Genomic DNA, 21,564 nt, shown 5'->3' on the forward strand with positions numbered 1-21,564 from the left:
TCATGCCATATGTATAATGGTACATATCTGACGATTGGTCTGCTTAATTAGGGCAGAATAACAGTCAAAACACAAAGTTGTAACCCCCAATAATTGGTCAATTTAAAACATGGTACAGATTTATACTAGCAATGCTAAAAAAAGCAAAAAGAGACAAGATATTAATAAAACGTTTAACGTAGAGATAGCTACATTAAACCAGCATGGCGAAGGGGTTGCTAAATTAGAGGGTAAGGTTGTATTTGTTAAAGGCGCTTTACCGACTGAAAAGGTCAAAATTAAAATAATTGATAGCAAAAAACGAGTAGCATCTGCCCAGCTAATTAGCATTAGCAATAAAAGTGAAGAAAGACGAGAGCCATTTTGTGCTCACTATCAAGCTTGTGGTGGTTGTCAGTTGCAACACCTAACACATGCCGGCCAGTTGTTATACAAGCAAGACGTCGTTGCGGGTTTATTAAAAAAACATGGTTGGCTGGATAAGCAAACGAGTTTACCTTGGCAAGCGACGATAAAAAGTAAAGAATCCGCTTATAGAACACGCGTTCGCTTAGCTGCCTATTATGATAATAAGAGTCGTTCTGTCTCTATTGGATATCGTCAAGCGTCAAATAAAAAAATAGTGCAAATTACCCAATGCGATATCATGTTACCGCAATTGTCATGTTTAATTGAGCCTTTGCGAGTATTAGTTAACCGATTTACTAACAAACAAGCAATTGGTCATATTGACTTAAATGCTTTTCATTGTGAGCCAGAAAAGCAAGACGGAAAACCTATTGTAAACTTTCGATTTTTAAAGCCTTTTTCACAACAAGACTTAGCTTTATTATCCACATTTCAATTACAGCATAACGTCATCATTACCCAACAAATTGCGCAAAATATTGCGGTTGATTTGAATAATCAAGCGGTTACGCTTGAATATTATCTTTTGGGCAAAAGTATTAGTTTTTCTTCAAGTGACTTTACGCAAATCAATAAAGATATAAACCAAGCTATGGTAGCACAAGCCATTGATTGGTTAGACCTTAATAAAAATGATGAAGTTCTCGATTTATATTGTGGTCTTGGCAATTTTAGTTTACCGATAGCAGATAAAGTTAAACGAGTTGCGGGTATCGAAGGTGTTTTAGATATGGTTGACAAAGCCCAGCATAATGCCAATTTAAATCAATTGACCCATTGTCATTTTTACCACGGTAATTTAGAAGAGGGAGTAAGCATTGACGATACAAAATTTAATAAACTGCTATTAGACCCAGCTCGTGCCGGTGCTGAAAATATATGCAAAACAATACAAGCTAACAATTTTGATTTGATACTCTATGTTTCATGTAATCCAAGCTCGCTGGCTCGTGATGGTCGGCTACTTATCGAAAAGGGATACACAGTGGCTAAAATAGGTTTGCTCGATATGTTTCCAAACACATCACATATTGAAACCATGGTTTTATTTAAAAAGAACACAAAATAGTCACAAATTGACATAAATTAAGGGAATAACCGTCTATTTCGGCTTTATGCATTGACTCTGTGAGCCAGAGACGTTTAAATTACTTTTGTTATATATTTATATCGCTTCTCTCATTTAAGCTCGCTTTATGGTTACAGTAAGACATTCCCATAGCAAAAAAAATAAAACGAAAACTTTTTCCGATTGGTTGGAAGAACTATACGCTGACGATCCCGATCGGCGCTTTGCTATATTATCCACTTATCAATTTTGTGAAAATATTGTCGCAGAACCTAACTTACTTGAGCAATCTCGTGAGATGGTTGAAATTTTGTCTGAACTGAATATGGACGCCGAAACCATTAGTGCAGCGATGATTTTCCCGTTTTGGCGAGAAAAGCGTATTTCACCGAAAGCGGTTGAAGATGAGTTTGGCATTGGTGCCGTCAAGCTCATTATTGGTGTTGATAAAATGGCGGCGATCCGCTATTTGCAAAATAATTTGTCTACCCATATAAGTGCTGATCATTTAGATAACGTGCGTCGCATGTTATTAGCTATGGTTGAAGATGTACGCGCGATAGTGATTAAACTCGCGGCTTGTATTATCGATTTACGTTTGGTTAAAAATGCCGACGAAGAAACCAAAGTTATTACAGCTAAAGAGGCTAGTACAATATATGCACCACTAGCTAATCGTTTAGGGATTGGCCAACTTAAATGGGAAATTGAAGATTACGCTTTTCGTTATCAGCACCCGCAAACGTATAAACAAATAGCGTCTATGCTGCATGAAAAACGCACAGATCGCGCAGATTATATTGATAATTTTGTTAGTACACTGCAAAGCCGTTTAAATGATATGCACATAAAAGGCGAGGTGGTTGGCAGACCAAAGCATATTTATAGCATTTGGAAAAAAATGCAGAAAAAGGATCTGCCATTTGAACGCGTTTACGATGTGAGAGCAGTACGTGTTTTAGTTGATACATTGCATGAATGTTATGCTGCGTTGGGCGTGGTTCACACCACTTGGAGTGCTATTAATAAAGAGTTTGATGATTATATAGCCACACCGAAATCCAATGGCTATCAATCGATACATACGGTTGTACTGGGCCCACAAGGTAAAGCAGTCGAGATCCAAATCCGCACCCAACAAATGCATCAAGATGCAGAATTGGGTGTCGCTGCCCATTGGCGGTATAAGGAAGGTTCGGCAAATGGTAAACAGGACAGCTATCAAGAAAAAATCAATTGGTTACGTAAACTATTGCAATGGCAAGAGGATATGTCAGCAGATGATAATCTAGTTGACGAGTTACGTAGCCAAGTCTTTGAAGATCGCGTGTATGTATTTACACCAAAGGGGCAAGTCATTGATTTACCCAACGGCTCAACCCCACTTGATTTTGCATACTACATTCACAGCAATGTCGGACATTGCTGCATCGGTGCAAAAGTATTTGGCAAAATAGTGCCATTTACTTATACGCTGCAAAGTGGTGATCAAGTCGAGATCCTAACTAGTAAAACGGCTAACCCAAGTCGAGATTGGTTAAACCCCAATTTAGGCTATGTCAAATCAAGCCGAGCTCGCAGTAAAATTCATCACTGGTTCAAACTGCAAGATAAAGACAAAAATCGAGAAGCAGGTCTTGAGTTATTAGAGCAAGAAGTCAATCGATATGAAATGGATATTGATGAACTTGAACCAGCAATTGCTCGCTTTAATGTCAATACCTTTGATGACTTATGTGCCGCCGTCGGCGGTGGTGATCTGCGTGCTAGTCAAATAATTAATTATATTCAAAGCCGTAATAAACGCGCGAAAGAAGAAATTGATCCGCGCACCTTTAACCGCCAAACAACATCTGACAACGAAGAAAAGTCAGACAGTGCCATCGTTGTTCAAGGGGTAGGTAACTTAATGAGTTACTTGGCTAAATGTTGTCAACCGCTACCCGGTGATGAAATTACTGGCTACATAACCCAAGGCAATGGTATTTCAGTCCATCGTGAAGATTGCGAGCAGTTAGATAAAATGTTGTCTCAGCATCCTGAGCGGCAAGTTGAAGTTACATGGGGTAATGCAATACAACGCGGCTATCGTGTTTCAGTAAGGGTAATGGCTAATGACCGTAGTGGTTTATTAAGAGATGTGACTACAGTATTGGTGAATGAAAAAATTTCAGTTCATGGTATTAATAGCCACACAGATGACAAAACCGCCGTAGCTGGAATCGATGTTGATATTGATGTAAACGATTTAAATCGCTTAGGTCGAGTATTAACCCGATTGTCGCAAGTGGACGGTGTCTATAGTGCTAAACGTTTAAAATAAACAAGATGTCTAATAATTCATTACAACCATTAATTGATATTATGGCAGCGTTACGTGACCCGAATAACGGCTGCCCTTGGGATTTAAAACAAACCTATAAAACGATAGTTCCTTATACAATCGAAGAAGCCTATGAAGTCGCAGACGCGATAGAAACCGAAGACTTTGACGAACTACAAGGTGAACTTGGCGATTTACTTTTTCAGGTAGTGTTTTATTGCCAACTGGCAAAAGAAGAAGGGCGTTTTGAGTTTAATGATGTACTTGAAACGGTTTGTGAAAAACTCACTCGTCGTCATCCCCATGTATTTTCTGATGTCGCGTTAGATGATGAAGCGGCTGTTAAAGCAAATTGGGAAGCAGAGAAAAAGAAAGAAAGAGATAAAAAAGCCACGGAGCAGGTTAGTTATACCTTAAGTCATGTACCCAAAACACTTCCAGCCTTAACTCGGGCCAATAAACTGCAAAAACGCTGCGCCAACGTCGGATTTGACTGGCCAACCTACCATGGTGCATTAGATAAAGTAGAAGAAGAAATTATTGAAATTAAACAGGAATTAGCCTGTTCTGCTATCGATCCTGTTAAAGTCGGTGAAGAAGTAGGAGACTTAATGTTTGCTGTGGTTAATTTAGCTCGTAAACTTAAATTGGATCCTGAAGCAACCTTACGTGCAGCCAATAAAAAATTTGAAACACGCTTTAATCGAGTTGAATCCAAAGCCTTAGATAATGGTCACGAATTAAACGACTTAACTTTAGCTGAAATGGAAAGCTTGTGGTTACAAGTTAAACAAGAAAAATAATACACCAAATAAGAAGAATATAACCTAGCTCATAACGACTTTTGATTTGTTAGGTTAATTGCCTTCTGTTAGACTACGCCCCCGTCTTAAAGCTTATTACCCACGTTTATACTTTTTCGCAATATCCTGATTGCACGGGTAATGATTACTAAATTTAGGTTTTTCAATGACGACTAGATATATCTTCGTTACGGGTGGTGTTGTTTCTTCTTTAGGAAAGGGCATTGCCGCCGCTTCTCTAGCTGCAATTTTAGAAGCACGTGGTTTAAACGTAACCATCATGAAGCTCGACCCCTACATCAATGTTGATCCGGGTACAATGAGCCCAATCCAGCACGGTGAAGTATTTGTTACTGAAGATGGCGCCGAAACAGACCTTGATTTAGGTCACTATGAACGTTTCATCAAAACTAAAATGACCAAAGGTAATAACTTTACTCAAGGTCGTGTGTTTGAAGATGTATTACGCCGTGAACGCCGAGGTGATTATTTAGGGGCAACCATCCAAGTTATCCCACATATTACCAACGACATAAAACGTCGTGTTGTTGAATGTGGTGAAGGCCATGACATTGCAATCGTTGAAATTGGCGGCACGGTTGGTGATATTGAGTCACAACCCTTCTTAGAATCAATTCGTCAGTTAGGTACAGAATTAGGGCGTGAGCATGCTATGTTTATGCACCTAACCTTAGTTCCTTATTTAGCGGCAGCAGGTGAAGTTAAAACTAAGCCGACTCAGCACTCTGTTAAAGATTTACGATCTATCGGTATTCAGCCAGATATTTTGGTTTGTCGTTCTGATCGGACAATTCCGGCTAATGAGCGTTCAAAAATTGCATTGTTTACCAATGTAGAAGAAAAAGCCGTTATCTCAATGCCAGATGTCAATAGCATCTATCGCATTCCAGCCTTGTTAAAATCACAAGGATTAGATGCACTTATCTGTCGTCGCTTCCATATTGAATGCCAAGAAGCTAATTTGTCTGATTGGGAACAAGTGCTGTATGAAGATTCAAATCCGACAGGTGAAGTGACTATAGGTATGGTGGGTAAATACGTAGAGTTACCAGATGCTTATAAATCGGTTAATGAAGCATTAAAACACGCTGGCCTTAAAAATCGTGTAACAGTCAACATTCAATATATTGATTCTCAAGACTTAGAAGCTAAGGGTGTCGATAAATTAGCTGATGTAGATGCGATTTTGGTACCTGGCGGTTTTGGTGAACGAGGCACAGCAGGTAAAATGCTAGCTGCACAATATGCTCGTGAAAATAACGTTCCTTATTTAGGTATATGCTTAGGCATGCAAATGGCGTTAATCGAATTTGCGCGTAATGTGGCTAAATTAGAAAATGCTAACAGCACGGAATTTGATGCAGAGACTCAACACCCTGTCGTTGGTTTAATTACCGAATGGCAAAATAACGAGGGTGAAATGGAAGAGCGTTCAGAGCAATCTGACTTGGGTGGCACTATGCGTTTAGGTTCGCAATTGTGTCATTTAGAAGCGGGTTCCAAAGCCGCTCAAGCTTATGGTTCAGAACAGATCCATGAGCGTCATCGTCACCGCTATGAAGTTAATAATAACTATCGTCAACAACTTGAGGAAGCTGGCTTAGTTTTCTCTGGTTTGTCGGCAGATAAGAAACTGGTTGAAGTTATTGAGTTGCCTAATCATCCATGGTTTATTGCAGCTCAATTTCATCCAGAGTTCACGTCAACGCCGCGTGATGGCCATCCTTTATTCCAAGGGTTTGTCGCCGCAGCGTATGCAGCACAGAAACAATAAAAACACACGCGCGCTAGAAAGCGCGCTTTTCGTTATACATATCGAGGAAGGACTATGTCATCTATCGTAAACATCATTGGTCGTGAAATTATTGATTCACGCGGAAACCCAACTGTAGAAGCAGACGTATATTTAGAAAGCGGTGCTATGGGTCGTGCAGCAGCTCCTTCTGGTGCTTCTACTGGTTCACGTGAAGCACTTGAATTACGCGACGGTGATAAAAGCCGCTTTTTAGGTAAAGGCGTAATTAAAGCTGTTGAAAATGTAAATGGTGTTATTAAAGAAGCACTAGTTGGTAAAGACGCACTTGACCAAAAAGCTGTAGACCAAGTGATGTTAGACCTAGACGGTACTGACTTTAAGAGCAACTTGGGCGCAAATGCTATTTTAGCTGTTTCTTTAGCCACAGCTAAAGCGGCTGCAGCTGAAAAAGGCGTAGCTTTATACGAGCACATTGCTGACTTAAACGGTACTTCAGGTCAGTACAGCCTTCCATTACCAATGATGAACATCATCAACGGTGGTGAGCACGCTGACAACAATGTTGATATTCAAGAATTCATGATCCAACCTGTTGGTGCTAAAACTTTCAAACAAGCTATCCAAATGGGTGCTGAAGTTTTCCATAACTTAAAGAAAGTTTTAAACGCTCGTGGTTACAACACTGCTGTTGGTGACGAAGGTGGTTTTGCACCAGACCTTAAGTCTAACGCTGAAGCGTTAGAAGTTATCGCAGAAGCGATTAAAGCAGCTGGATACGAAATCGATAAAGATATTACTTTAGCATTAGACTGTGCTGCGTCTGAGTTCTACGAAAAAGACAATGGTATCTACAACTTGAAAGGTGAAGGCAAAACGTTCACTTCTAACGAGTTCTCTGATTTCTTATCTACTTTATGTGACGAATACCCAATCGTTTCAATCGAAGATGGTTTAGATGAGTCTGATTGGGATGGTTTCGCATACCAAACTAAGATCCTTGGCGACAAGATCCAAATCGTTGGAGACGACTTATTCGTAACTAACACTAAGATCTTAAAAGAAGGTATCGAGAAAGGTATCGCTAACTCAATCTTAATCAAGTTTAACCAAATTGGTTCTTTAACTGAAACGTTAGAAGCTATCCAAATGGCTAAAGACGCTGGTTACACTGCTGTTATCTCTCACCGTTCAGGTGAAACTGAAGATGCAACTATTGCTGATTTAGCAGTAGGTACTGCAGCTGGTCAAATCAAGACAGGTTCAATGAGCCGTTCTGATCGTGTTGCTAAGTACAATCAGTTATTACGTATTGAAGAAGCGCTAGGCGACAAAGCTGTATATGCCGGTCGTTCAGCCGTTAAAGGTCAATAATATCTGATCTTTTGTCATGCTGGCCTTTTCAATAGGCCAGCATATTCGTTACACTTCACTAATCTTCTGTTAAATCAATTCTGACTTTGAATAAATCGGCCGCTCAACAACGAGATTTTGCCCAAGATAGCGAAAGGCTGCTTACTTATTCTCAACTGTGTAACGTTTTTTATGAACGTGAATTAAAAATGTTGATGGATAGCGATATGCCTCCCGCGCTGTTACAAAAGCGTTTATCTAGTTTATCGTTTTACGTTAAACGTGCTGCTGAATCGATTATTAGTTTAAGTTCGCCCATCAGTTTAGATAGTCAAAATGGTGCTTGGTCGGCCAGCCAAAAACGTAAAATACCCACAGAAAAAGTTGATCCTGAAGCTAACTTTAAATGGTTTAGTCGATATTCAGATATTGGCTTAATTGTTCCTATTCAAATTACTCAACAAGGTTTAACGCATATTAAGTTAGATTGTATTGATGAAATAGATACCGTAAATCAATGCTTTCATGTTAATGAGTTAGGTTGGTTTAATTTTTACGGCCAGACTTTACAAGATGATCTAATCAAACACAAAACAGCGTTTAAATCTGCAAAAGATATTATGATTGCAGCGTGTTGTGGCCACCAATGGATAGGGAGCGATAGAACTTATCATAGAACGTTATCGTTACGTGAATTGTTATTAACATCAGTTATTAATTGGCAACAGTTAAATAAGCCTTTACCTATAACTAAAACTAGCTAATTGCGTCTGGCTATTCATGATCCTGCAAGGTAATATTAGCTTAACTTTAATATTATCAGTTCACCATGTCTCTTTTTAGGTTAGTGCTAATAGTGTTGCTTTGTATGCTGCAATATCGTTTGTGGTTTGGAGGTAACTCAATCTCTGAATATAGTCGCCTGCAACAAAAAGTAGAAACCATCAAATTAGAGAATGACAAACTTTCTCAGCGTAACAAACTTATGGTCGCTGACATCAAAGATTTAAAAATGGGTGTCGAGGCTATTGAAGAACGAGCGAGAAATGAACTTGGCTTAATCCGTCAAGGTGAGTTGTTTTATCGGGTGATCCCTAAGTAATTTAACTAATAATGCTCCAACCCATGCCACATATTGTCGCTATTATTCCTGCCGCAGGTGTTGGTAGTCGAATGAAAGCTGATATCCCTAAACAGTATTTGACTATTGGCAATCAAACCATATTAGAGCATACCTTATCAGTGCTTGATAAGGTTCAATACATTAACGAAATTGTTCTTGTTGTCGCAAGTCATGATAGCTATTTAGATGATATAAAAGAAAATTTTTGTCGATTGACTAAACCAATTAAAACTGTAGTCGGTGGTCAGGAAAGAGTGGATTCTGTTTTAGCTGGTTTAAATGCATTACCTAAAGACGCTTGGGCTTTAGTCCACGATGCCGCTCGACCTTGTGTACTAGTGAAGGATATTGAACAACTTATCGAAACTTGTCTATCTCAAAATATGGGTGGCATTTTAGCTTCAAGAGTTAAAGATACGATGAAGCGCAGTATAAAAGGCAGTAATCAAATCACTGAGACGGTATCAAGGGACAATTTATGGCATGCGTTAACGCCTCAGTTATTCCCAACTCATCAATTAGTTGCATCTATTGAACTCAGTCAAAAACACAATGCTACTGTTACCGATGAAGCATCAGCCATCGAGTTTGCTGGTGGACAAGTTCTTATGTGCGAGAGTAGTGCAACTAACTTGAAAATTACCACTCCAGATGACTTGCAATTGGCAACGTTAATACTTAATGCTAAGCAAATGTAACGCATCTTCTGTTATGCGGTTTAATGAATTAACAGGTTTTAAAAAATGACAATTCGAATTGGACATGGTTTTGATGTTCATAAATTTGGTGGCAATGGCCCTTTAACAATATGTGGTGTCAAAATTGATTACCCACAAGGGTTTATTGCCCATTCTGATGGTGATGTCGCCATTCACGCTTTGTGTGATGCTATTCTAGGTGCCCTCGCTTTGGGGGATATAGGCAACCACTTTCCTGATACTGACGATGATTATGCGAATATAGATTCGCGAATATTGCTGAGACATGTGTGGTCTCTTGCACGAGACAAAGGTTACAAGCTAGGTAATTGTGATATCACTATTATTGCTCAAGCACCGAAAATAGCTCCACATTTAAAGGCTATGCGAACTCTATTAGCTGATGATTTAGAAGCAGAATTGAGCCAAGTTAATGTCAAAGCAACAACAACAGAAAAACTAGGATTTACAGGTCGTAAAGAAGGTGTAGCGGTTGAGTCAGTTGTTTTGTTGGAGACAATGTAAGTATGTTTGAACAGCAGTATCCATTTTTACACGGTAAGCCTGAATTAAACGGAACTATACGGAGTCGCAATAGCGACTTTTACGTTGAGGAATATTTGGGTTTTCAACCCAGCGGGCAAGGTGAGCACCTTTGGTTGTTAGTTGAAAAAGAAAATGAAAATACCCAGTATGTTGCTAATCAACTCGCTAAATTATTAGGCGTACAACCTAAACTTGCTAGCTATTCTGGTAAAAAAGATAAATACGCTGTGACAAGACAATGGTTTTCTTTTCCCTTTCCGATTAAAAAAAGTTTGCCGCCAGCGATAGAAGGTCCAAATTTTAAAGCGCTAATTATCACAAGGCATGATAAGAAATTAAAAACCGGTACACATAAAGCGAATCGTTTTGAAATTAATGTACAGTGTGAAGCCTTAGATGAAGAAAGTGAATTGCATCTTCAGCACCGAGTAAACGCCATTACACAGCAAGGTGTCCCTAACTATTTTGGTGAACAGCGCTTTGGCCATCGCTTTGGAAACATTGAAAAAGCATTAGCAATGTTTGCCAATCAAATAAAGGTTAAAGATCGTAATAAACGCGGTATGTACTTATCCGCTGCGCGATCCTTCCTTTTTAATCATATTATTGCTCAACGTATTAACCAAGATATGTTTAAACCACTTTGTGGCGATGTATTTATGTTAAATGGTAGCCACTCAGTTTTTTGCGCAGACAATATAGATGATGATCTAATAACAAGGCATCAAGCGCATGATATACAAATAACAGGGCCTATGTGGGGTGAAGGAGAGCTAAAAACTCAAGGCATACCGTTAGAATTAGAAAAACAGTTACTGAAAGATGAAGTAATGTCTGATTTAATTAAAGGGCTTGAAAACGCGCGATTAAAACAAGAGCGTAGGTCTTTGAATTTATTTATTCCTAACCTGAGTTTCTCACGTTATGATCACGGCTTTACATTAAAATTTGAGTTACCGACAGGCTGCTTTGCTACTTCGGTATTGAGAGAAATCGTCAACTATACGGATGCTTCTAAAAATGCGGATTTTACTCAGCAATGATGACGGTGTTCATGCATTAGGACTATCTCAGCTTTATCAGCACCTAAAAAATTTAGGTGAAGTGTCTGTTATCGCGCCTGATAGAAATTGCAGTGGAGCGAGTAACAGTTTAACGCTAGTTAATCCACTTCGTGTGCAACAACTGGATAACGGCTTTTATTCTGTCAATGGTACGCCAACGGATTGTGTTCATATTGGTATTAACCAATTAATAAAACCGGAACCTGATTTAGTCATATCAGGTATTAATCATGGCCCTAATTTGGGTGACGATGTTATTTATTCAGGAACTGTCGCGGCTGCATTAGAAGGCCGCCATATGGGGCATTCAGCTATCGCGGTTTCTTTAGCGGGTGATCAACATTTTGATAGCGCAGCTCGAGTGGTCAAAAATATAGTAGAGCATTTAGAACAACTAAACTTAACTGAACAACAAATTTTAAATGTTAATGTGCCAGACTTGCCTTATGAAGCAATTAAGGGGTACCGAATTACTCGGTGTGGCTCGCGCCATCGGGCACAAAGTATGTCAAAAACTCAGGATCCTTACGGTAGAACTATTTATTGGTATGGGCCACAAGGGGCTGAGTTAAAAGAAGGACAAGATACGGATTTTGAAGCAGTGCGTAATGGTTTTGTATCAATAACACCTTTAACCGTGGACATGACAGCACATCAAAGCATTAATAATCTAAAATCTTGGCTAACAAATCTAAATTAGAACGGTATCAATGAGTACACGCAATGGTCAGCAGCTGAGTATATTGCTGCAACAAGAAGGCATCAAAAACCCCAGTGTTTTACAAGCGGTCGCTTCAACGCCTAGGCAGTTTTTTGTAGAGGCTGCATTAGGCCATAAAGCCTATGAAAATACCGCATTACCCATAGGTAAAGGGCAAACAATTTCACAGCCAGTTATTGTGGCAAGAATGACAGAGTTGTTACTTGAAAAGGTAGATGCGTCATCTGTACTAGAAATAGGTACAGGATCCGGTTATCAAACGGCTATATTGGCGCAGTTGTTTGACCACGTATATTCAGTTGAACGTATTAAGTCATTACAGTTTCAAGCACGCCGTAAATTGCAACAATTAGACTTGCACAATGTATCAATGAAACATGGTGATGGTTGGAAAGGCTGGAATTCTAAAGCACCATTTTCCGCTATTATTGTAACCGCTGCCGCTGCATCCGTTCCGCAAAAATTGTTAGATCAACTTGTTGATGGTGGAATATTAGTTATCCCCGTTGGTGTAGAGTCTCAAGTGCTAAAGCTCATTCGTCGCCAAGGTGATGAATTTATTTCTGAAGATATTGCCGCCGTTAAATTTGTTCCTTTGGTACCTGGTGATGTCGAATAACAAACGGAATACTAAAGTGGAACCAAGAACAACAAAAGATTATCTACTTTTAACCGCTAAAGGTATGGCCATGGGGGCTGCCGATGTGGTGCCAGGTGTGTCTGGCGGTACAATTGCCTTTATAAGCGGTATCTATGACGAGTTACTTAAGTCGTTAAAACAACTTGGCCCTAACGCGTTAACCATCTTATTTAAACAAGGCTTTGCTGAATTTTGGCGTCATATTAATGGTGGTTTTTTGCTTGCCGTGTTTGCTGGTATTTTAATTAGTGTTAAAACGTTTGCTTCATTAATTAGTTTTGCATTAGATAACCATCCTATTTTAATTTGGTCTTTTTTCTCTGGTTTAATCGCAGCTTCTGTTTATTTGTTGGCAAAACAACAAACGAATTGGCGTCCTGTTAATTATATAAGCTTGTTAATTGGTATTGGTATCGTATATATCATTTCAATATCAACACCAAGCCAATTGCCTAGTGATTGGTGGTTTTTATTTTTAGGCGGTTTTATCGCTATTTGCGCCATGATTTTACCTGGTGTGTCGGGAAGCTTCATTTTATTGTTATTAGGTTTGTATTCGGTTGCATTAAATGCAGTTAAAAATATGGATTTAATTGCACTTGCTGCATTTGGTTTTGGTTGTATTGCAGGGTTAATGGTGTTTTCTCGATTCTTATCTTGGCTGCTTGATCGATATTATCAAACCACAATTGCATTATTAATTGGATTTTTAATTGGATCGTTAAATGTGACTTGGCCTTGGAAACAAGTGGTTTCTACTTATGTAAATCGTCATGGTGAAACCGTACCGTTAATTCGAGAAAATGTTCTTCCAAGTACGTTTTCAAATGTTTATTCGACCGATAGTCAGTTAATTTTTGCATTATTAGCAAGCTTATTTGGTATTTTACTTGTCATTAGCATTGAATTGATAGCTAGTAAATTAAAAAGGTAGAGATGCTAAATTCAGGGACAGTTTATTATAGATCATTACTAGCAATATCCATTGGGATATTGCTGTCTGCTTGTTCCTCAAACCCTCATATTCCGGCGCCTGTAGAGTCAGTATACCGCGGCAAAACGATACATAACTTTAAACCGAACACGCTTAAACAAAATACCTATACTGTCGAAAAAGGAGAGACATTATATTCAATTGCTTTTAGAGCCGGTAAAGACTTTCGCGAACTGGCAAAAGTTAACAAAATATTACCACCCTACACAGTGTACCCAGGCCAATTGATTAAACTGTCCAGCAGTCAAAAAACAACCACTGTGGTAACAAAAAAACCTTTCAAAACAAAAACTTCTAAAAAAACAAAAACAATTCCTAAAAAGTCTAATATCAAACCTACAAAAAAAGTTGCCAACAAGAAGTCAGAGGAGTATGTTGGAAATGTCGCTTCCGTTAACAAAGAGTTAACAAGTGATCTTGGATATAAGAAGACAATAAAATGGCAATGGCCAACCAAAGGAAAAATCTTAAAAAAATTCTCTAAAAAAGAATTAGGTAACAAAGGTTTAGATATTGGTGGAAAAAATGGAAGTCCAATTTTTGCAGCAGCAGATGGTAAAGTTGTATATGCAGGCAACGCCCTACGAGGGTACGGAAATCTAATTATCGTTAAACATAGTGAAGATTTCCTTAGTGCTTATGCTCACAACAGCAAACTTCTGGTAAGCGAACAAAGTTGGGTAAAAGCAGGGCAGCAAATTGCTGAGATGGGACGAACTGATAGTGACAACGTAAAGTTGCATTTTGAAGTGCGATATAAGGGTACAACCGTAGATCCACTTCGATATTTACCAAAAAAGTAAACCAATAGGTAAGTATTTTAGAAATAATGGCCGGTTAAACTTTTTAACGACATTTGTTTCTATGTAACGAGTTTGAAGTGTTAGAGCGCAAATCTTATTGCTTGTTCTGGCGTCTATCTGAAGTAGGAGATCAAAAAATGGGTCGTACACAAAGCACAAACACAGATACCACAACAGTTGAATTAGAAATTGATGAAATTGTTGAATTAGAAGCTGAGCAAGCTGAAGAGTCGGCAAAAGATGCCGCTAGTGATACAGCTCCTCAAGAAGAATTTACTAAAACCTTAGACGCCACTCAGTTATATTTAGGCGAAATTGGTTTTTCACCGTTATTATCCGCCGAAGAAGAAGTTTTCTTTGCTCGTAAAGCACTTAAGGGCTGCGAAGCAAGCAGAAAACGGATGATCGAAAGTAACTTACGTTTAGTGGTTAAAATTGCCCGTCGATACAATAACCGCGGACTGGCTTTACTTGATTTGATTGAAGAAGGTAACTTAGGTTTAATCCGTGCGGTTGAAAAGTTTGATCCTGAACGAGGATTCCGCTTTTCTACTTATGCAACATGGTGGATCCGCCAAACAATCGAACGTGCAATTATGAATCAAACACGCACCATTCGTTTGCCTATTCATGTTGTTAAAGAATTAAACGTTTATTTACGCGCTTCACGCGAGTTAGCTCAACAACTCGATCATGAACCGACTGCTGAAGAAATTGCAGAAAAATTAGATAAAACGCCATCTGAAGTTAGCAAGATGTTGCGGCTTAATGAAAAAATTAGCTCGGTCGATACGCCGATTGGTGGAGACTCTGAAAAAGCGTTGTTAGACATCATTGCTGATGAAAACGGTTCTGGCCCTGAAAATCACTTACAAGATGATGATATTAAGCATAGTATTGTTCATTGGTTGGAAGAGCTTAACCCGAAACAACGTGAAGTTTTAGCTCGCCGTTTTGGTTTATTAGGTTATGAAGCCTCTACTTTAGAGGACGTAGGTAAGGAGATTGGCTTAACTCGCGAGCGAGTTCGTCAAATTCAAGTTGAAGCCTTAAAACGCTTAAGAGATGTATTGACTCACGAAGGTCTATCAATTGAGTCGTTGTTTGAAATTGAACAATAAAACAAACTATAGTCTTCTCGATCAGGCTTTATGGTTCATTGTCTGCGCTTACTCGCCCCAATCACATAATAGAGCATATGCTCATGGGGTCTCGAAGCTGGACGGCTTCCCCTAAAACCAGCTCGCTTTGACTATAATTTTTTCTCTTACTTCAAAAAAAGGCTAACTTTTCGGTTAGCCTTTTTTGATCTTGATCCTCTGTTTTGTCAATTCACGATAAACCGATTTATATCGCTTAAATTGCTTTTCCTCTATTAGCTACCTTGAGTTATAATCCACGGCTATTTAAATATTTAGAGATTGATAGTCCCGTCCATGGTTAAGTTTGTCATCAAATTTCACGCTGAAATTGCGATCAAAAGTAAGTCAGTTCGTAAACGTTTTATAAAAATGTTAGAGAGTAACGTGAAAAACGTTTTACGCCGTATTGACGAGAAACCTTGGGTACAAAGAAACTGGGACTATATAGATGTAAAGGTATCTGAAGAACACAAAGACGCTTGTCTGGAAGCTTTATGTCATATACCTGGCATTGCGCAAGTTCATGAAGTCACACAATCGAGTTACACAAACTTTGATGATATTTGTCGTCAAGTTTTGCCTGTTTACCAATCACAAATTGTCAATAAAACCTTTCGAGTCAAAGTTAAGCGTCGTGGTAATCACGACTTTACGTCTATCGATTTAGAAAGATATGTCGGTGGGGCATTAAATCAATCGGTTGAATCGGCCAGTGTTAAGCTTAAAGATGCGGATTTTATTGTTGATTTAGAAGTTGATGGTGATCAACTTTTAATGATTGCTAAAAAACATAAGGGCCTAGGTGGTTTCCCAATCGCTACGCAAGAAGATACCTTATCGTTAATTTCAGGCGGCTTTGATTCAGGTGTATCAAGCTATTTAATGATCCGCAAAGGCTCTCGTACTCACTATTTATTTTTTAATTTGGGCGGCAGCCAACACGAAATTGGCGTTAAACAAGTTGCCTATTATTTGTGGGACAAGTTTGGGGCTTCGCATCGCGTAAAATTTATCTCAGTTGACTTTCAACCTGTTGTGGCGGAAATACTTGAAAACATTGATTCAGGGCTTATGGGCGTCGTGCTTAAACGTATGATGGTTAGAGCGGGTGCTATGGTTGCAGAGCGTTTTGGGATAAAAGCTTTAGTGACAGGTGAAAGCCTAGGCCAAGTATCGAGTCAGACCGTGACTAACCTTAATGTGATTGATCGCGCGACTGACATGTTGATTATTCGCCCACTGATCCATTTAGACAAGCAAGATATTATTGATACAGCGCGTTTAATTGGCACAGAAGATTTTGCTAAAACCATGCCTGAATACTGTGGTGTTATCTCACAACGGCCTAATGTTGCAGCGCCTTTAGCTAAAGTTGAAGCGACAGAACAAAACTTTAATATGCATTTGATTGAGCAGGTAGTTAATGATGCCAGTCTTTATGATATTAAAGAATTAAAAGAACAAGCTGACGCTGAAGTGAGTGAAGTCGAAGCGGTAAGCGATTTAAGCGACAAACATATCGTGGTTGATATACGTTCACCCGAAGAAGAAGATGAAGAGCCACTAGAATTAGATGATACTCAGGTTGTTCATATTCCTTTTTTCAAGCTTGCGAATAATTTTGCAGAGTTAATGGCCGAGCAAGGAAAAGAAAAAGAATACCTTTTGTATTGTAAAAAAGGCGTAATGAGCAAACTGCAAGCCTTACTTTTACATGAGTCCGGTTATAAAAACGTTCGTGTATTTCATTTAAAAAAATAATAAAAAGCATATTATGGCAATACGACCAGAACTAAAAACCATTAACTGGCTTAACCCGATTCATTTTTGTTCTTTAGGCTTCGGCAGTGGTTTAGCACCAAAAGCACCAGGTACGTTTGGCACATTGGCTGCATTGCCTCTCGTGTATTTAATGGGTACGTTTTTACCCTTTTATGCTTATTTAGCTATTACGCTGGTTGCAGCGATTCTGGGCTGTTATTTGTGTGGGCAAACAGCCAAAGCATTAAATGCCCATGATCATCCAGCTATTGTGTGGGATGAATTTGTTGGGTTAATGATCACCTTTATTTTCATTCCTGTATCTACTGTTAATTTATTAGTCGGCTTTTGTTTGTTTCGTTTTTTCGACATTATTAAGCCTTGGCCCATTAGTTTTGTGGATAAAAAAATCCACGGTGGAACCGGCATTATGTTAGACGATATTATTGCGGGTTTAATGGCGCTAGGGTGCTTGCACCTATATTTGCATTATTTTTAAGTGAAGGCCGTCTATACATTTCGGACGACTTAGCAAAATAACGACATAAATTCTCAATAAAACTTTCGTCAAACTTTCTTAAATCATTTCTATATTTGCCAGTGAAATGATTTAAGGAAAATTAGATGAAAATTGCAGTTGCTGGCACTGGATATGTAGGCTTATCGAATGCCATTTTATTAGCTCAACATAATCAAGTTGTCGCTGTTGATATCATTCCCGAAAAAGTTGAGCTACTTAATAACAAAATATCACCCATAGAAGATCAGGAAATACAGCATTATCTTGATCACGAAGCGTTGGATTTCACAGCGACGCTAGATAAAGCTCAAGCCTATGATAATGCAGATTTTGTTATTATCGCGACGCCCACCGATTATGATCCCGTAAGCAATAAATTTAATACCCAATCTGTCGAAGCTGTGATTAAAGACGTCATGGCTATTAACCCTAATGCGGTGATGGTGATCAAATCTACCGTGCCAGTGGGTTATACAAAATCAATAAAACAACAATTATGCTGCAATAATATTTTATTCTCTCCCGAGTTTTTACGCGAAGGTAAGGCGCTACACGATAACTTATACCCGTCACGGATCATCGTGGGTGAACAATCGGAAAGGGCTCAAAAGTTTGCTCAGTTATTGCAACAAGGGGCAAAAAAGCAAGACATAGATGTTTTGTTTACCCATGCAACAGAAGCCGAGGCGGTTAAATTGTTTTCTAACACTTACCTTGCCATGCGGGTTGCGTATTTTAACGAGCTAGATTCTTACGCTGAAGCTCATGGTCTTGATCCTCGACAAATTATTCAAGGCGTTTGTTTAGACCCTAGAATTGGTGATCATTATAACAACCCGTCTTTCGGTTACGGTGGGTATTGTTTACCTAAAGATACCAGACAATTATTGGCCAATTACGAGTCTGTCCCCAATAATATGATCCGGGCTATCGTCGATGCTAATACCACGCGCAAAGACTTTATCGCCTTTTCTATTTTAGAACGAAATCCCAAGGTTGTAGGTATTCATCGCCTAATAATGAAAGCGGGATCGGATAATTTTAGAGCTTCGGCGATCCAAGGCATAATGAAGCGCCTAAAAGCAAAAGGCATTGAAGTAGTCGTATACGAACCTGTATTAAAAGAAAGTCACTTTTTTAATTCTCGTGTGATCAGCAGCCTAGAGGAGTTTAAACAGCTATCCGATGTAATCGTCGCTAATCGTGTTACCGACGAAATTAAAGATGTGTTAGATAAAGTATATACCCGAGATTTATTTGGTAATGATTAGTTGTATAGTCTTCTCGCTCAGGTCTTATGGTTCATTGTCAGCGCTTACTCTCGACTTTGGCTCCTGCGTCGTCCTACTACCTAAATCCCTTTAGGCGGCCCCAATCACATAGTAGAGCATATGCTCATGGGGTCTCGAAGCTTGCCTGCATGGATGCAGGTAAGGGGCGTGAGCAGGACGCGGTAGCTTTGACGGCTTCCCCTAAAATCTGATCGCTTTGACTATAACTAATCAAAACTCAGGTATTTATCCTATTTTTTGCTTCGATCCACTGTGCCATATATTTAGTGCTTTGCATGGTATGGTGGTTTAGCATTTGACCAATAAAGTTTTCTTGCCTATGGGCATTGAGTTGGTGACGAACCAGCTCTACCTTTTCGATTAAGCTTTTCGAGATTGTTTCTGGTTGATAATGTTGTTGAATTAGAGATAGGCATTTTTCACTTTTAGTGAGCCAAGTCGATTTATCTGCAAATAACTCAATTGCACGGGCTACAAATGCATTTGTATCGTTTTCGATGAAACCTGGAGCATTGTTAGAGTCAAACATGCCTTCTGCGCCGATACTGGTTGTGACAACAGGTGTTTGATTTAGCATAGCGTCGGCTATTTTACCTTTTAAACCGGCACCAAATTTAAGCGGTGCTAAACACACTTTGGCCTTTTTCATCACTTGGTGCACATCATTTGCCCAGCCTTTAATTAAAAAACCGGTCTTAATACAATTGAGTTGCGTGGCTTTAGGTGGTGTATATGAGCCATAAATGTGTAATTCGGCTTTAGGTAATTGTTGGCGAATAGCCGGCCAAATGGCCTGTTTCAACCAGAGAACAGCATCCCAATTGGGTGCATGCCTAAAATTACCAACAGTGATAAAATGTTGGCGTTGGTCATACTCAAAAGCTTGGCTGGTATTAGCTGTTAATTGAAACGGCATTAAATGCAGTAAACTCGGCGCTATTTTAAAATGCTCTTTTAACAAGTTAAATTCAAATAATGAAATAATCAGGCTTAAATCACAGCGATAAATTGAGGCTATTTCGCGTTTGGCTAAATCCGTGTTTAAGTCTAAGTCTTCGAGGTTGTTCGCAACTTGCCCGTGCTGTTTGACCCAAGTATGGCGCGCTTGTCTTAAAAACTGTAAATCTTCGGTGTTTAAAATACGTAGAGCTTGAGGGCATTGTTGTAGTACTCGCCAACCGTATTGTTCCTCAATCATAAATCGATCGAAAATCACGATTTGTGGATCGAGCTCTTGCACAAAATCGTCAAAGCTACTTGAATTTAACTCAATAGACTGGCAACAATAACCGAGCTTTTGCAGATCAGCCATAAGCGGCGTGGTTTGCGCACTTGAAGCAAAGGTTATTTGCCAATCTTGTTGGTTAAACGTCTTAAGTAAGCTAAGGATGTTGTAACCAGCGGCACTTGAATTTGGCTCTGGCCATACCCAACCTATGCAAAGTAACTTTTTCAATCTTGTCTCAGTCTGCTTTTAGTCAATTAACGTCGCGTATTCTACTGGTTGTTGCGGCAAAAATCAGTATAATGCGCGACCTGCCATCTTTGCAGCAGCATTTTTGTATTGGAATTACGCTCCAACCAACAAGAGGTCAACATGAGCTATATTGTCGCGGCGATGTACAAATTCACTCGCCTTGAAAACTTTGAACAAATTCGTCAACCCCTATTAGATGTCATGCTAGAAAACGAAGTCAAAGGGACTTTGTTACTGGCCAATGAAGGCATTAATGGTACCGTTTCAGGTCCACGCCAAGGTATTGATAATCTTCTTAACTGGTTAAAACAAGACCCACGTTTAGCTGATATTGAGCACAAAGAATCGCTCCACGAAGAACAGCCATTTTATCGCACCAAAGTTAAGCTAAAACGTGAAATTGTAACCATGGGTGTTGAAGGTATCGATCCTAACCATGTTGTTGGCACATATGTTGAACCCAAAGACTGGAATGCATTGATTTCTGATCCGGATGTTGTGTTAGTGGATACGCGTAACGATTACGAAGTGGAAATTGGCACATTTAAAAATGCGGTTGATCCGAATACCAAAACGTTTAGAGAGTTTCCTGATTACGTAAAGAACAATATGGATCCAACCAAGCAGAAAAAAGTTGCTATGTTTTGTACGGGCGGAATTCGTTGCGAAAAATCGACTGCTTATATGAAAGAGCAGGGGTTTGAAGAGGTTTATCACCTTAAAGGCGGCATTTTAAAATATTTAGAAGAAGTACCAAAAGAAGAAACCCTTTGGCAAGGCGACTGTTTTGTATTTGATCAACGTGTAGCGGTTAATCATGATTTAGAAAAAAGCATTTACGACCAATGTTATGCCTGCCGTATGCCGATTACAGAAGAAGATAAGTTAAAGGCTGAATACGAAAAAGGAGTAAGTTGCCATCATTGTATCGACAGCACGTCTGAGCAAGATAAAGCCAGATTTGCCGAGCGAGAAAAGCAATTACAACTTGCGCAGCAGCGTGGCAAACAGCACATTGGTGACAAAAAAGACGTTGGTTTAGATTAACTCGCG

The 21,564-nt window shown here is 39.2% G+C and carries 20 protein-coding genes; 19 read left to right on the forward strand and 1 reads right to left on the reverse strand.

Annotation, left to right across the window (positions count from 1 at the left end; all coding sequences use genetic code 11):
- Positions 1-109: 109 nt before the first annotated feature.
- The 18 genes from rlmD (at position 110) to C2869_RS14620 (ending at position 19,013) form a co-directional block, all read left to right on the forward strand.
- Entirely contained in the window at positions 110-1,477 is a 1,368-nt protein-coding gene (rlmD, locus tag C2869_RS14535; RefSeq protein WP_108603629.1) for a 23S rRNA (uracil(1939)-C(5))-methyltransferase RlmD, read from the forward strand.
- A gap of 127 nt (positions 1,478-1,604) precedes the next feature.
- Positions 1,605-3,800 carry a GTP diphosphokinase gene (relA, locus tag C2869_RS14540; RefSeq protein ID WP_108603630.1) on the forward strand — a complete coding sequence of 732 codons (2,196 nt, stop codon included), beginning with the start codon at positions 1,605-1,607 and terminating at the stop codon, positions 3,798-3,800.
- Positions 3,801-3,805: 5 nt separating this feature from the next.
- Positions 3,806-4,603, forward strand: coding sequence for a nucleoside triphosphate pyrophosphohydrolase (gene mazG / locus C2869_RS14545; protein WP_108603631.1), 798 nt, complete (start codon positions 3,806-3,808; stop codon positions 4,601-4,603).
- A gap of 166 nt (positions 4,604-4,769) precedes the next feature.
- On the forward strand, positions 4,770-6,398 hold the full coding sequence (locus C2869_RS14550) for a CTP synthase (protein ID WP_108603632.1): 1,629 nt from the start codon (positions 4,770-4,772) through the stop codon (positions 6,396-6,398).
- A 54-nt stretch (positions 6,399-6,452) separates the two neighbouring features.
- Positions 6,453-7,751: a phosphopyruvate hydratase gene (eno, locus tag C2869_RS14555; protein ID WP_108603633.1), complete on the forward strand. Its 1,299-nt coding sequence runs from the start codon at positions 6,453-6,455 to the stop codon at positions 7,749-7,751.
- Positions 7,752-7,957: 206 nt separating this feature from the next.
- Entirely contained in the window at positions 7,958-8,494 is a 537-nt protein-coding gene (locus C2869_RS14560) for a hypothetical protein (protein WP_228710677.1), read from the forward strand.
- A gap of 65 nt (positions 8,495-8,559) precedes the next feature.
- A complete protein-coding gene (ftsB, locus tag C2869_RS14565; RefSeq protein ID WP_108603635.1) occupies positions 8,560-8,832 on the forward strand; it encodes a cell division protein FtsB in 273 nt (90 codons plus the stop codon).
- Between the two features lie 11 nt (positions 8,833-8,843).
- The gene (gene ispD / locus C2869_RS14570; RefSeq protein WP_108603636.1) at positions 8,844-9,551 is read left to right on the forward strand and encodes a 2-C-methyl-D-erythritol 4-phosphate cytidylyltransferase; all 708 of its coding nucleotides are present in this window, start codon (positions 8,844-8,846) and stop codon (positions 9,549-9,551) included.
- A gap of 51 nt (positions 9,552-9,602) precedes the next feature.
- Positions 9,603-10,076, forward strand: coding sequence for a 2-C-methyl-D-erythritol 2,4-cyclodiphosphate synthase (gene ispF, locus C2869_RS14575; RefSeq protein ID WP_108605070.1), 474 nt, complete (start codon positions 9,603-9,605; stop codon positions 10,074-10,076).
- 2 nt (positions 10,077-10,078) lie between these two features.
- Entirely contained in the window at positions 10,079-11,140 is a 1,062-nt protein-coding gene (gene truD / locus C2869_RS14580; protein ID WP_108603637.1) for a tRNA pseudouridine(13) synthase TruD, read from the forward strand.
- A complete protein-coding gene (gene surE / locus C2869_RS14585) occupies positions 11,118-11,861 on the forward strand; it encodes a 5'/3'-nucleotidase SurE (protein ID WP_108603638.1) in 744 nt (247 codons plus the stop codon). Before truD ends, surE begins: the two co-directional genes overlap by 23 nt.
- A 10-nt stretch (positions 11,862-11,871) precedes the next feature.
- Entirely contained in the window at positions 11,872-12,501 is a 630-nt protein-coding gene (locus C2869_RS14590) for a protein-L-isoaspartate(D-aspartate) O-methyltransferase (RefSeq protein WP_108603639.1), read from the forward strand.
- A gap of 16 nt (positions 12,502-12,517) precedes the next feature.
- On the forward strand, positions 12,518-13,456 hold the full coding sequence (locus C2869_RS14595) for a DUF368 domain-containing protein (protein WP_228710678.1): 939 nt from the start codon (positions 12,518-12,520) through the stop codon (positions 13,454-13,456).
- A gap of 2 nt (positions 13,457-13,458) precedes the next feature.
- Entirely contained in the window at positions 13,459-14,319 is an 861-nt protein-coding gene (locus C2869_RS14600) for a peptidoglycan DD-metalloendopeptidase family protein (protein ID WP_108603640.1), read from the forward strand.
- 137 nt (positions 14,320-14,456) lie between these two features.
- Positions 14,457-15,440 carry an RNA polymerase sigma factor RpoS gene (rpoS, locus tag C2869_RS14605; RefSeq protein ID WP_108603641.1) on the forward strand — a complete coding sequence of 328 codons (984 nt, stop codon included), beginning with the start codon at positions 14,457-14,459 and terminating at the stop codon, positions 15,438-15,440.
- 315 nt (positions 15,441-15,755) lie between these two features.
- Positions 15,756-17,222 (forward strand): tRNA uracil 4-sulfurtransferase ThiI, encoded by a 1,467-nt coding sequence (thiI, locus tag C2869_RS14610; RefSeq protein WP_108603642.1) that lies wholly within the window; start codon positions 15,756-15,758, stop codon positions 17,220-17,222.
- 13 nt (positions 17,223-17,235) lie between these two features.
- Entirely contained in the window at positions 17,236-17,721 is a 486-nt protein-coding gene (locus tag C2869_RS14615) for a phosphatidylglycerophosphatase A family protein (protein ID WP_108603643.1), read from the forward strand.
- A 125-nt stretch (positions 17,722-17,846) separates the two neighbouring features.
- Complete coding sequence (locus C2869_RS14620) at positions 17,847-19,013, forward strand: nucleotide sugar dehydrogenase (protein ID WP_108603644.1); 1,167 nt, start codon at positions 17,847-17,849, stop codon at positions 19,011-19,013.
- Positions 19,014-19,251: 238 nt separating this feature from the next.
- Here C2869_RS14620 and C2869_RS14625 read toward each other — a convergent pair whose 3' ends face one another.
- The gene (locus tag C2869_RS14625; RefSeq protein WP_108603645.1) at positions 19,252-20,490 is read right to left on the reverse strand and encodes a glycosyltransferase family 4 protein; all 1,239 of its coding nucleotides are present in this window, start codon (positions 20,488-20,490) and stop codon (positions 19,252-19,254) included.
- Positions 20,491-20,631: 141 nt separating this feature from the next.
- On the opposite strand from C2869_RS14625, the gene trhO reads away from it, so the two are divergent.
- Positions 20,632-21,558 carry an oxygen-dependent tRNA uridine(34) hydroxylase TrhO gene (gene trhO / locus C2869_RS14630; protein WP_108605072.1) on the forward strand — a complete coding sequence of 309 codons (927 nt, stop codon included), beginning with the start codon at positions 20,632-20,634 and terminating at the stop codon, positions 21,556-21,558.
- The last annotated feature ends 6 nt before the right edge of the window (positions 21,559-21,564 follow it).

It is taken from the genome of Saccharobesus litoralis (assembly GCF_003063625.1).
GTDB lineage: Bacteria > Pseudomonadota > Gammaproteobacteria > Enterobacterales > Alteromonadaceae > Saccharobesus > Saccharobesus litoralis.